We start from the raw sequence: 12,319 nt of genomic DNA, 5'->3' as shown, positions 1-12,319 counted from the left end.
TTACCCCAAATCAGGCGCCCGCGTCAGCGAGATTCTGGTTCGCAAAATCCCAATTCACGAGATTGTCCAGGAAAGCGCCCATATAGTTCGGGCGGCTGTTCTGGTAGTCGAGGTAGTATGCGTGCTCCCAGACATCCATGGTCATGATCGGCGTAGCGTCGATATCTGTGACCGGCGTTTCCGCGTTCGGGGTCTTGGTGATGTGCAGCTTGCCGCCCTTGTAGACCAGCCAGGCCCAACCGGAGCCAAACTGACCGCCGCCTGCTGCTTTGAAGTCCTTCACGAACTGGTCGTAGCCGCCCAGGTCGCGGTCGATCAGTTCTGCCACTTTGCCGTGCGGTTTGCCGCCGCCGCCCGGTTTCATGCAGTGCCAGTAAAATGTGTGGTTCCAGACCTGGGCCGCATTGTTGAACAGGCCGGCCTTGCCGCTATCGGCTGCGGCTTTCTTGATGATGGATTCGAGCGACTCGTTTTCGAGGTCGGTGCCCTCGATCAGGCCGTTGAGGTTGTTGACATAAGCGGCGTGGTGCTTGCCGTGGTGAAAGTTCAAGGTCTCCTCGGAGATGTGCGGCGCCAGGGCGTCGCGTCCGTATGGGAGATCAGGGAGGGAAAATGCCATTTTGGGCGTCCTTTCTTGCAGCAAAGTATCTGGTCTAATTACGCGTCTTCCCACATATGGGTTGCATGTCAAACCAGACTAGCCCTCTTTCCAAATCTCAATGGGCCGCAATCGACAAGCGGATTCTGCGGGCAGACGAAGACCGCTGGATTTCCAGCCGCTATGCGAAGGACGATCAGCGACAGGCGCTGACGGCACTTTATGCGCTGGCATACGAGCTGGCACGGGTGCGCCTGGTGGTTTCGGAAGAGGGTCTTGGCCTGATCCGGTTCCAATGGTGGCGGGATGCAATTTCCGAAATTGAAATGGGCAAAGTGCGCGAACATGACGTCGCGCGGGCCTTGAAAGAAGAGATCGAGGCCGGGCGCCTGAAAGCACGCGCCTTGCAGGATCTGATTGATGGTTATCAGGCTGCCTTTGAAGCGCAGGACCGGGCATTGGAACCGGAAGGCTGGCTTGCGCTGACGGCGGCGCATGTGCTGACGCCGATGCATAACTGGGCTGAGGAAATCCGGAACGTCGCGCCCTATTTTGCCGCCGCTCGCCGCTCTGACTCCAAGGCATTCGGCCCGATCCTGCCGCCTGCACCGAAGCCGATCCGGCCAGCCATTGCGCATTTCCGGCTGCGCAAACTCTACACCGAGGGCAAGACGCCGAACGCGATCCAGAAACGGCTCTGCGTGCTGCAGGCGGTCCGTAGCGGCAAGGTCTAGGGCTCGAACGCCTTCAGGATGGGACATGGGCCGCCATCCTCATATGCACATTCTTCCGCAAGCCGTTTCAATGACGCCCGGGCCTGCTGTAGCTCGTTGATCTGGGCATCCAGCGCCTTGAGACGATCTGTTGCCATTTGTCTCGCTTCCGTGCGGTCTGTCATCGCGTCGAGTTCGATCAGGCGGGCAATTTGCTTCAACGTGAAGCCGGCGGCCTGCGCAGAGCGAATGAAGCGAAGGCGTTCCATATCTGCACGGCCATATTGGCGGATGCCACCTGAGACGCCGCTGCCTTGTGGGCGCTCCGGTAGCGGCATCAGACCCAGACGCTGATAATAGCGGACGGTTTCCACACCTACGCCTCCAGCTTTGGCCAATTTTCCAATCGAGATTTGAAGATCGTGTTGCAACCGTACCATGGTACGGGGGTTATATAGGCAAGGTCTGAAGTCCACAATCGGAGTTTCCCATGTCTACGACCAAACCCGTCGCCCATCTCTACCGGATGAAAACACCGTCGCATGTCTGTCCGTTCGGGCTGAAAAGCCGGGCGCTTCTGAACCGCAAAGGGTATGCGGTGGATGATCATCTCCTGACCAGCCGCGAGGAGACCGATGCCTTCAAGCGAGAGCATGATGTAAAGACGACGCCTCAGACTTTCATCGACGGAAAGCGGATCGGCGGATACGACGCCTTGAAGGAATTCTTCGGCCAGCCTGCGAAGGACAAGGACACGAAGACCTATACGCCGGTCATGGCCATCTTCGCGTCGGCTGCCCTGATGGCGCTAGCTGTCAGCTGGGCCACCTATGGCAGCTTGCTGACCATCCGTGCAGCGGAGTGGTTCATTGCGATCAGCATGTGCATCCTGTCCATCCAGAAATTGCGGGACCTTGAAAGCTTTTCCAACTCGTTTCTCGGCTACGACCTGTTGGCGCGGAAATGGGTCAGGTACGCTTATATCTATCCGTTTGCGGAATTGCTGGCAGGCGTGCTGATGATTGCCGGCGCATTGATCTTTCTGGCGGCGCCGGTCGCCCTGTTCATTGGCACGATTGGTGCGGTATCAGTTTTCCGTGCGGTCTATATCGAGAAGCGAGACCTGAAATGCGCCTGTGTCGGCGGAGACAGCAATGTGCCGCTGGGCTTTGTCTCCCTGACCGAAAACCTGATGATGATCGCAATGGCTGTGTGGATGCTGGCCAAATAAGGCTCAGGTGCCGCGTGTATCGCCATACAGATGGATGTGCAGGCGGTCAGTGAAATTGTAGCCAGCTTCAAGACATGCCTCGGCAAGCCATGTTTCTCGCGCACGAAGTTCGGCGGGCGTACGGCCCTCGGGCATCAGCCATACGCGACCGGTGGGCATACCGGATTGTGCAACAAGGGCGTGAACTTCTGTGAGGTCTGACGGGTTTGCGACGACGATCTTGAAGTTCGCGCGCGGGTCGCTCGCATAGAAGTCGAGCACTTCGGGCCTGAGACGGATTGAGGCCGAATTGCCGGAATGGGCCAGCTTCGGCGAGACATTGAACTGGTCGATCAGCTCCGCCGCGAGACCAATAGGCTTGATCGTGCCATTGGTTTCGATCTCGATATAGAAGTCTGGGTCGAAGGTTTTGAGATTTTGGATTAACTCACCGAGTTCGCGTTGTTGCAGCAAAGGTTCACCACCGGTGAAGATGATGCGGCGGCAAGGCTGGCTGATCAGTCTCTCGGTCAGGGCGTCGACAGATACATCGACGGTCTCTGCTGTGCGGTCGAATTTTTTCGGGGCGCCCGGCAGGTCATCGCGATGAGCAAACTCCGTCCCCAGAAAATTCCATGTATAGGCCGTGTCGCACCAGACGCAGTGCAGGTTACACTGGGAAAAGCGCACAAATACACTCGGCTTGCCGGCCGAGACGCCCTCGCCTTGTAGCGAATGGAAAATCTCGGGCACGCCGGGCTCTGTGACGGCGAGGCGCATGTTTATTCTGCCGGGACCAGGCTGGTGGCCGACAGCCAGGAATCAAAGTCTTCCAGTGCGCGTACGGCCTGCGCGCGTTTCTTGGCGCGGCCCTTGTCCTTGCCGCGCAGGCGCTTACCGTCGGGCCCGTGTTTGGGGAAGTCGGTGATCTCAGGGAACAGGCCGAAATTCACGTTCATCGGTTGGAACGTCGCCTTGCCTTCAAGGTGTCCGCCGGTGATGTGGCGGATTAGCGAGCCGAGTGCGGTCGTCTCGGGCGGCGGCGCCAATGGACGGCCAAGGCGCTCTGCCGCGGCAAAGCGACCGGCGAGCAAGCCCATGCCCGCGCTTTCGACATAGCCTTCGACGCCGGTAACCTGGCCAGCAAAGCGCAAGCGCGGCAGGGTTTTCATGCGCAGCTGCTCGTCGAGCAGTTTCGGCGAATTCAGGAACGTATTGCGATGGATGCCGCCAAGCCGCGCAAACTCTGCTTTTTCGAGGCCGGGGATCATCCGGAAGATATCGGTCTGCGCGCCATATTTCAGCTTGGTCTGGAAGCCGACCATGTTCCACAAGGTGCCGTGGGCATTGTCCTGGCGCAGCTGGACGATGGCGTGCGCCTTGATGTCCGGCTGGTGTGGATTGGTCAGGCCGACCGGTTTCATCGGTCCGAATCGCAGCGTCTCGCGACCGCGCTCTGCCATGACTTCAATCGGCAGGCAGCCTTCAAAGTAAGGCGTGTTTTTTTCCCATTCCTTGAACTCGGTCTTCTCGCCCGAGATCAGCGCGTCGATGAAGGCATTGTACTGGTCTTCATCCAGCGGGCAGTTGATATACGCCGCTGTGTCTCCGCCGGGTCCGGGCTTGTCATAGCGGCTCTGGCGCCAAGCCTTGGTCATGTCGACGGAGTCGAAATAGACGATTGGCGCGATGGCGTCGAAGAAAGCGAGATCATCCTCGCCAGTATGGGCGTGGATGGCTTCCGCGAGCTTGAGCGAGGTGAGCGGCCCGGTGGCCACGATCACGCTGTCCCAGTCTTCGGGCGGGATACCGTCGATTTCCTCGCGGATGATGGTGACGTTCGGATGGGCTTCCAGCTTGGCAGTGACAGCTTCTGCAAAACCTTCGCGGTCCACGGCCAGCGCGCTGCCGGCGGGCACTTGGTGCTCGGCTGCCGTATGCATGATCAGGCCATTCGCGCGGCGCATTTCCTCATGCAGCACGCCGACGGCATTCGAGACGTGATCGTCCGACCGGAACGAATTGGAACAGACCAGCTCCGCCAGTTTGTCGGTCTGGTGCGCATCAGTGCCTTTGACGCCGCGCATTTCGTGCAAGATGACGGGCACGCCTGCATTTGCGGCCTGCCAGGCGGCCTCCGACCCGGCCATGCCGCCGCCGATAATATGAATGGGTTTGATGCTCATGGGCCGGATGTGCGGGGCGACGGCCCCTCCGTCAAGATGGCGTTTGCCGTGATTCCTCGTGGCGAGCGCGCGGTGAGGCGTGTAAGGAGTCGGGTATGACTCGTGAACTCTCCATTCCCGGCCTTGTTTCAGAGGCTTGGTCCCTTGCGCTGAAAGCGGCGCGGCCCAGCTTGGTCATCATGCTGGCCCTGATTGTGGCAGGCGGGGTTTACACGTTCGCCGTGGGACCTGGATCTTCAATGGGCGATGCAGCGCCGGCCATTGCTGCGCTGGTCGTGTTCGTAGTCGGCATCGAATTTTCGCTGGTTGTGTACCGCGCCATGCTGGACACCGGGACGGGAGACCGGTTGCGCCTCGCCCATGCAAATCTGGCGATCTACGTGGCATTCCTGTTTGTGGGTGTCTTCATCGGGTTCTTCCTCCTGATTCTGCCCGGAATCCTGCTCAAGGCTTCCGGTCGGGTGGATGTTGATGCGGAGACGCCGCCAGAAGTCGTGCAGGCCGCGCTGATCGACATGCTGCCGACCGCTTATGGCGCGGTGCTGATCCTTGCCTGTCTGGCGGGTGCAGCCATACTGTTCTTCATAGCATTGCGTCTGTTGCTGGTTGGCGCTGCAACGGTTGCGACGGGCCAGACACTGGTGTTTCGCACATGGCCATGGACCAAGGGCCACGCTGTGAAACTCGGTCTCGCGGGACTGGCGACACACATCCTGCCATTTGCTGTGGCGGTTCTGATCAACTGGACCTTGCGGGATATCTGGGGCGATAGCGCCATTGGGGCCTTCCTGTCAGGCGCGATTGGCATGGCCCTGCTGGTGCCGTTCCTGCTTGGCGGACATGGCCTGGCGGTGGCCACCCTGCACCAGCTGCACCCTGGTGCCGAGCCAAGCGAATGATTGCACCTGTCATCTAAATCGTCCTATCCTGACGCCTGATAAGCAGTTCAGGGGGGCTCTGCCACATGCCAAGCCGGTTTTCATTTGATGGCGCGCTGATGTTCGCGTTCCGTGCGGCGCATGTGCGGAGCTTTCTCTGGGTCTTTCCTCTCGCCTTTGCCGGTGTGTTCACCCTGTGCAGCTTGGCGATCCTGATTTTCGCCAAAGACGATTTTTTACAAGTATTCCAGACCATAGAAATGCTGGAGCAGGCCTCGGTCGGTCGGGGGGACCCTCAAGCCGTATTCGCCGCGATATTGGGTGCGATGGAGCCACTGGTCGGGTGGGCGGTCTTCGCCATGCTCGGCAGCTGGATCATCTGGGCAATGTTCGAAGCCGCGTCGCAACGGCGATATGTTCGCGATGAGCGATTTTCCCTCGGTTTCGGAGGGGATGAAATACGAATGATGGCGGTCGGACTCTGTTGGGCCGTGATGCAAACCCTGTTCATCATTGTACCGGTGCTCATGTTCTTTGGGGCCGTGTCCACGGCAGTGGGGCTTGCGGCCGATGGCGTTACCGAGTCACAGATCGCGAGCCGCGTCGTGGGTACGATCCTGGGTGCATTCGGGCTCTGGATCGTGCTGTTTTTTGTCTACGCGTTTTTCGCAACGCGGCTGGCACCGTGTTTTGGTCTCACCATAAAAGACAAGGCTTTCCGGTTTTTCGATGCCTGGAACGTGTCGCGTGGCCGGTTTTGGCCAATCCTCGGTGCATATCTCATCCTCAGCATCGTGGGTGGAATCGTCGTCAGCATCGCCGACCAACTGCTCCAGTTGCCTATGATGTTCATGATGGCGCCAGCATTTGAGAATGTTCAGACTGGCGATGACATTGCCGCAGCCTTCATGAGCAGTGGGGTGATCGTGGTGTTGGCCGTCTACCTGATCGGGCGCCTGTTCCTGTCGGGGCTGCTCATGCATGTCGCTGGCGCGCCGGCTGCGTTTGCGGCGAGGCATGACCCGCGCGGCAGTGTGGACGATACGTATCGTGTGGATACTTTCAGCTAAAGAGAGGGCGAGCTGATGAATACTCTGGAATTTTCAGTCGGGAATGCGATGGGGCACTTCCGCAAAACCGGGGGACCGAAAGGGTTTCTCTGGAAGTATGCGTTGGCATACGCGCTGATCGGAATTGTTGTGCAGGGGCTCAGCCTCTACCTCATGGCGCCCATCTATGGTGCTGCGTTCAATCCCATCGTCATGGAAGATCCCGACATGATGGATCAGGTGATGCCGGAGAATATGGGCCGGGTGGCGCTCGGCTATCTGGTCTCTTTTGTCTTTGGTATCCTGATGTGGATCATGTTCGAAGCCGCCAGCCAGCGGCGCTACATGCGCGCCGACGGGTTCAGCCTGAAGCTTGGCGGTGATGAAGGCCGCCTGTTCGTGGTCGGCCTGTTCTGGTTCGGTCTGCTGATCCTGCTTTATATAGGGATGTTCATATTGATGATGATCCCCATGATCATCGGAGCCGCCGCGGGCGGTGATGGCGCCTTGGCCGCCGGAGCTGTGGCGGTGATTGTCATGCTTGCCTACATGGTGTTCGCAATATGGGTTGCTGTGCGCTTCTCACCCGCGGCCGCCATGACCATTCGGGATCGCAAGATTCGGTTCGGCAGTGCGTGGCGCGCCACCAAAGGCAAGGTGTGGACGTTGATCGGCAGCTGGCTGATCCTGGCGCTGATCATGATGGCGATCATCTTTGTCTTGTATCTGGTCTTCGCGGTGACCGCTGTCCTGGCGTTGATGCCGGTCATGCAGAGCGGATCGGACGATCCGGCCGCGATACTTGCTGCCTTTGCATCGCCGGGATTCATCATCCCCGCGATTTTCTTCGGGCTGATCTATATGGGGCTGGCTGGCATCATGATGCATGTGTTCGGTGGCCCCGCAGCGCTGGCTGCGAAGACCGACCCGAACTGGACGGACACGGCGGCGATCAACGAAACCTTCGTCTAGCGCGACAGGCGATTACTTGGCAGGGCTCGGCGTGCGGGATTTCCGCTTTGCCGGGCTCTTGGCTTTTGGCGTTGCCTTGGTTGCGGCCTTTGCAGGGGCCTTGGCCTTCGGCCTAGCTGCAGCTTTGGCTTTCGTAGGCGCCTTTGCGGCGGCCTTTTTCGGTTTGGCGGCAGGCTTTGCCTTGCTCGTGCCTTCGGCTCGCAATCGCTTGTTGCGCGCGGCGCGGCGCTCGTCCTGACGTCGGAACGTCTCGGCGAGGTGTTTACCGGTCCAACTGTCGGTGCAGGCAGCAATATCTTCCGGTGTGCCATAAGCGACGAGTTCGCCGCCGCCATCGCCGCCTTCAGGACCGAGGTCCAGCACCCAGTCCGCCGTTTTCACCACATCCAGATTGTGCTCGATCACGACGACCGTGTTGCCGGTGTCGACGAGGGAGTGCAGCACTTCGAGAAGCTTGCGAACGTCCTCGAAATGCAGGCCGGTCGTCGGTTCGTCGAGAATGTAGAGCGTCTTGCCGGTGGCGCGCTTGGAGAGTTCCTTGGCGAGCTTCACCCGCTGGGCTTCGCCGCCCGACAAAGTCGTCGCCTGCTGGCCGACTTTCACATAGCCAAGGCCGACCTGGTTCAACGTGTCGAGCTTGGTCGAAATCGCAGGCACGGCGGAGAAGAATTTCGCGGCGTCTTCCACGGTCATGTCCAGCACGTCGGCAATCGACTTGCCCTTGAACAGGACTTCCAGCGTCTCGCGATTGTAGCGCTTGCCCTTGCAGGTTTCGCACGTGACATAGACGTCTGGCAGGAAATGCATCTCAATCTTGATGACGCCGTCGCCCTGACAGGCTTCACAACGCCCACCCTTCACGTTGAAGCTGAACCGGCCAGGTGCGTAGCCGCGCGCCTTGGCCTCGGGCAGTCCGGCAAACCAGTCGCGGATCGGGCCGAAGGCACCGGTATAAGTGGCCGGGTTAGAGCGCGGTGTACGGCCAATCGGGCTCTGGTCAATGTCGATGACCTTGTCGAGATGCTGCAGGCCTTCAAGGCTTTGGTACGGCTGTGGCGGGCTGGACGCGCCGTTCAGCTTGCGAGCCAGTGCTTTGTAGAGCGTTTCGATGATCAACGTGGATTTGCCGCCGCCGGAGACGCCCGTGATGCAGGTGAAGCTGCCAAGCGGGATCGTGGCGTCGACATTTTTCAGATTGTTGCCGGTGGCCCCCTTCAGGGTCACCTTGCGCTTGGCTTTCTCGACCGGACGGCGCGTCGGAATCGGGATTTCCTTGGTGCCGTTCAGATAGTCTGCTGTCAGGCTTTTCGGACTGGCCATCACCTCATCGGGCGTGCCCTCGGCAATGATCTGGCCGCCATGCACACCTGCGGCCGGTCCCATGTCGATAACATGGTCAGCGGTCAGGATAGCATCCTCGTCATGTTCCACGACGATCACGGAGTTTCCAAGGTCACGTAGGCGTTTCAGCGTTTCCAGCAGGCGATCATTGTCGCGCTGGTGCAGGCCAATGCTCGGCTCGTCCAGCACGTAGAGCACGCCGGTCAGGCCGGAGCCGATCTGGCTGGCGAGCCGGATGCGTTGGCTCTCCCCGCCAGACAGCGTGCCCGAGGCGCGGCTGAGCGTGAGGTATTCCAGGCCGACATCATTGAGGAAGTCGAGCCGGTCATTGATTTCCTTCAGGATGCGTCCGGCGATCTCATTCTGCTGTTTCGTCAGCGACTTGTGAACGGCAGCGAACCAGTCATGTGCCTGCTTGATCGAGAAGACCGAGGCGTCGGAAATGTCGAGACTGTCGATCTTCACCGCCAGCGCTTCAGGTTTCAGACGCTTGCCACCGCAGGCCGGGCAGGGTGCGGCTGCCTGAAATTTCGCGATCTCGTCACGCACCCATTGGCTGTCGGTTTCGCGATAGCGGCGCTCAAGGTTCGGGATGACGCCTTCGAACGTCTTCTTCACCTCATAACGGCGCATGCCGTCATCGTAGACAAAATTGATTTCTTCTTCGCCCGTGCCGAACAGGATCATCTGGTGGATGTCCTCCGACAATTTGTTCCAGGGCTTCTTCAGGTCAAATCGGTAGTGCGCCGACAAGGCCTGCAGAGTCTGGGTCTGGTAGGGTGAGGTCGATTTGGCCCAGGGCGCGATCGCACCGTTCAGCAGGTCAAGATCCTTGTCCGGAACAACCAGTCCGGCATCCACCTTCAATTGCTGTCCGAGGCCGTCACAGGTCGGGCAGGCCCCGAAGGGATTGTTGAACGAGAAGAGGCGGGGTTCGATTTCAGGGATTGTGAAGCCGGAGACCGGGCAGGCGAAATTGGCGCTGTAGGTGATGCGCTTCGGCTCGGTCTCGCCGTCTTCGAGATCGGCATATTCGCCGATAGCGATGCCATTGGCGAGTCCGATCGCCGTCTCGAAACTTTCGGCGAGGCGCTGTTCCATGCCCTCGCGCACGACGATCCGGTCGACCACGACGTCGATGTCATGCTTGAATTTCTTGTCCAGTTTGGGCGGGTTTTCCAGTTCGTGAAACTCGCCGTCGACCTTGACCCGCTGGTAGCCATTCTTGAGCAATTCGGCGAATTCCTTGCGGTACTCCCCTTTCCGGCCACGGACGATAGGCGCCAGCAGGTAGAGCCGCGTGCCTTCGGGCAGTTCCATTGTGCGGTCGACCATCTGGCTGACGGTCTGGCTCTCGATGGGCAGGCCGGTGGCTGGCGAATAAGGGATGCCGACGCGTGCCCACAGCAGGCGCATGTAGTCGTAAATCTCGGTGACCGTACCAACAGTCGAGCGCGGGTTCCGGCTGGTCGTCTTCTGCTCAATCGAGATAGCGGGCGACAGGCCCTCAATGCTCTCTACATCCGGCTTCTGCATCAGCTCCAGGAACTGGCGCGCATAGGCCGAAAGGCTCTCGACATAACGGCGCTGGCCTTCGGCATAGATCGTGTCGAATGCCAGCGAGGATTTGCCTGATCCAGAGAGGCCGGTCATCACGACCAGCTCGCCGCGGGGGATATCCACGTCGACATTCTTGAGATTGTGTTCCTTGGCGCCGCGCACGCGGATGAAGGGAGACTCTGCCATTGACGGGCTCTCTGCTGGATTGATGCTCGTTTCGCCAGCGAAACGGGACTAAATATCTGCTAGGTCCTATGTGTGCCTTGAGTCCAGCTTGACGACAAGAACAAAATGTGAACATACAGCGGGCGCTGCTTTTTCATGCCGAAGGCGGGGGGAATTTTCACCGCAGCGGGCGACACACCGCCTTGAGCAGAGTAAAAGCGGATTCGAATCGAAAGCGAAACAGACCGGAGCGGAGTTGGAACCATGGCAGGATCAGTGAACAAGGTCATTCTTGTCGGAAATGTTGGACAGGACCCGGAAGTCCGCCAGTTCCAGAATGGCGGCCAGGTCGCCAGCTTCTCGCTCGCCACGTCCGAGACGTGGAAGGACAAGAATACGGGCGAACGCAAGGAAAAGACCGAATGGCATCGCGTTTCGGTTTTCAGCGAAGGCCTTGTCCGCGTTGTCCAGAATTATATCAAAAAGGGCTCCAAGCTCTATATCGAGGGCCAACTCGAGACCCGCAAATGGCAGGACAAGGATGGCCAGGATCGCTACACGACTGAAGTCGTGCTGCGCGGCTTCAATTCCACGCTGACCATGCTGGACAGCCGTAATGAAGGCGGTGGCCGGTCGTCCGGCAATGATTTCGGCGGCTATCAGGGGCAGGCCGGCGCGCCGCGCCAGATGAGCGGCCCGCAGGAAAGTTTCAGCCAGGACCTCGACGACGAGATCCCGTTCTAGCGCTATGCGGGCAGGCTGGCATCCTGGGCACTGGTTGGCGGCGACTGTGGTCGCCTTACTGGGCGCATGCCAGTCTCCGCCGATCGTCCCGGTCGGAAATCTTGATTCTGTCCTTGCCAGCGAATCCCTGACGCCGGATACAGCGGCGCTCGTCGTCTACCGGCTTGAAGACAGTCGAACATGGACCACCAGCGGTGAGCGGCCATCTGAGCGTTTCGTGGCCGCATCGACCTCCAAGATCCCGCACACGCTGATTGCCTTGGAGACAGGCGCTGTCAGCGGCCCCGATGAATGGTTTGAGTGGGATGGTGAGACGCGGTTCTTGCCGGTGTGGAATGAAAGTCAGGATTTCGCTTCGGCCTTCCAGCGTTCCACGGTGTGGATTTACCAGACGGTCACGCCGCGTATCGGCAATGTCGCGCTGAGCACTTGGCTCGCGCGCTTTGGCTATGGGAACGCTGACACGGGCACCGAGGATGATATTCAGACCTATTGGCTGAAGGGCCCGCTGAAGACCTCCGCGCGGGAGCAAGTCGTGTTTCTCGCGAAACTGTCTGCCCGCACTTTGCCGCTTTCGGCGCGGACCTATGAGCAGGCGATTCCGATGATGCTCGCCGAGGAGGGTGATGGCTGGTCGATCCATGCCAAGACGGGTTGGAAGAGTGTATCCGGTGAAACGGATATCGGCTGGTATGTTGGCTGGCTGGAACAGACCGAAGGTGGCGCTCCGGGTACATATACATTCGCGTTCAATCTGGACATGAACGCTGAAAATCCGGCACTGAAAACGCGCAGAGAGGCGGTCCGCAAAGCGCTCGAAACCATCGGGGCGCTGAGCCCTGCTTCCGAGACCCCGTTTTAGGGCGATTTCGCCCGTATTTACTGCTATTTTGGCCCTGTCGC

12 protein-coding genes are annotated in these 12,319 nt (G+C 59.4%); 7 read left to right on the top strand and 5 right to left on the bottom strand.

The window, feature by feature from the left end; all coding sequences use genetic code 11:
- Positions 1–10: 10 nt before the first annotated feature.
- Positions 11–619 carry a superoxide dismutase gene (locus B2344_RS08330; protein WP_290484995.1) on the bottom strand — a complete coding sequence of 203 codons (609 nt, stop codon included), beginning with the start codon at positions 617–619 and terminating at the stop codon, positions 11–13.
- Positions 620–684: 65 nt separating this feature from the next.
- Between B2344_RS08330 and B2344_RS08325 the strand changes: the two genes are divergently transcribed.
- Positions 685–1,332: a squalene/phytoene synthase family protein gene (locus B2344_RS08325; RefSeq protein WP_206992519.1), complete on the top strand. Its 648-nt coding sequence runs from the start codon at positions 685–687 to the stop codon at positions 1,330–1,332.
- On the opposite strand, the gene B2344_RS08320 is transcribed toward B2344_RS08325, so the two are convergent.
- Positions 1,329–1,751, bottom strand: coding sequence for a MerR family DNA-binding protein (locus tag B2344_RS08320; protein ID WP_206992520.1), 423 nt, complete (start codon positions 1,749–1,751; stop codon positions 1,329–1,331). The genes B2344_RS08325 and B2344_RS08320 overlap by 4 nt on opposite strands.
- A 50-nt stretch (positions 1,752–1,801) precedes the next feature.
- On the opposite strand from B2344_RS08320, the gene B2344_RS08315 reads away from it, so the two are divergent.
- Positions 1,802–2,542, top strand: coding sequence for a glutaredoxin (locus B2344_RS08315; protein WP_290482444.1), 741 nt, complete (start codon positions 1,802–1,804; stop codon positions 2,540–2,542).
- Between the two features lie 3 nt (positions 2,543–2,545).
- On the opposite strand, the gene B2344_RS08310 is transcribed toward B2344_RS08315, so the two are convergent.
- Together B2344_RS08310 and trmFO are read right to left on the bottom strand one after the other, a co-directional pair.
- On the bottom strand, positions 2,546–3,301 hold the full coding sequence (locus tag B2344_RS08310) for a 7-carboxy-7-deazaguanine synthase QueE (protein WP_206992522.1): 756 nt from the start codon (positions 3,299–3,301) through the stop codon (positions 2,546–2,548).
- A 2-nt stretch (positions 3,302–3,303) separates the two neighbouring features.
- Complete coding sequence (gene trmFO / locus B2344_RS08305; protein WP_206992523.1) at positions 3,304–4,707, bottom strand: methylenetetrahydrofolate--tRNA-(uracil(54)-C(5))-methyltransferase (FADH(2)-oxidizing) TrmFO; 1,404 nt, start codon at positions 4,705–4,707, stop codon at positions 3,304–3,306.
- 95 nt (positions 4,708–4,802) lie between these two features.
- On the opposite strand from trmFO, the gene B2344_RS08300 reads away from it, so the two are divergent.
- From B2344_RS08300 to B2344_RS08290, 3 genes are all read left to right on the top strand, one after another.
- Positions 4,803–5,606: a hypothetical protein gene (locus B2344_RS08300; protein ID WP_290484994.1), complete on the top strand. Its 804-nt coding sequence runs from the start codon at positions 4,803–4,805 to the stop codon at positions 5,604–5,606.
- 65 nt (positions 5,607–5,671) lie between these two features.
- The gene (locus B2344_RS08295; RefSeq protein ID WP_290484993.1) at positions 5,672–6,655 is read left to right on the top strand and encodes a hypothetical protein; all 984 of its coding nucleotides are present in this window, start codon (positions 5,672–5,674) and stop codon (positions 6,653–6,655) included.
- A gap of 15 nt (positions 6,656–6,670) precedes the next feature.
- Entirely contained in the window at positions 6,671–7,606 is a 936-nt protein-coding gene (locus B2344_RS08290; RefSeq protein WP_290482447.1) for a hypothetical protein, read from the top strand.
- A 12-nt stretch (positions 7,607–7,618) separates the two neighbouring features.
- Here B2344_RS08290 and uvrA read toward each other — a convergent pair whose 3' ends face one another.
- Positions 7,619–10,693: an excinuclease ABC subunit UvrA gene (uvrA, locus tag B2344_RS08285; RefSeq protein WP_290484992.1), complete on the bottom strand. Its 3,075-nt coding sequence runs from the start codon at positions 10,691–10,693 to the stop codon at positions 7,619–7,621.
- A gap of 243 nt (positions 10,694–10,936) precedes the next feature.
- Here uvrA and ssb point away from each other — a divergent pair, with 243 nt between their 5' ends.
- Both ssb and blaOXA read left to right on the top strand, forming a co-directional pair.
- Entirely contained in the window at positions 10,937–11,416 is a 480-nt protein-coding gene (ssb, locus tag B2344_RS08280; protein WP_034814137.1) for a single-stranded DNA-binding protein, read from the top strand.
- A 4-nt stretch (positions 11,417–11,420) separates the two neighbouring features.
- Positions 11,421–12,278 (top strand): OXA-1090 family carbapenem-hydrolyzing class D beta-lactamase, encoded by an 858-nt coding sequence (gene blaOXA / locus B2344_RS08275; RefSeq protein ID WP_290484991.1) that lies wholly within the window; start codon positions 11,421–11,423, stop codon positions 12,276–12,278.
- The last annotated feature ends 41 nt before the right edge of the window (positions 12,279–12,319 follow it).

This window comes from Hyphomonas sp. UBA3195 (genome assembly GCF_002366485.1).
Lineage (GTDB): Bacteria > Pseudomonadota > Alphaproteobacteria > Caulobacterales > Hyphomonadaceae > Hyphomonas.
The sequence above is the reverse complement of the archived record's forward strand: the minus strand, read 5'-3'. Positions and strand labels throughout refer to the sequence as shown.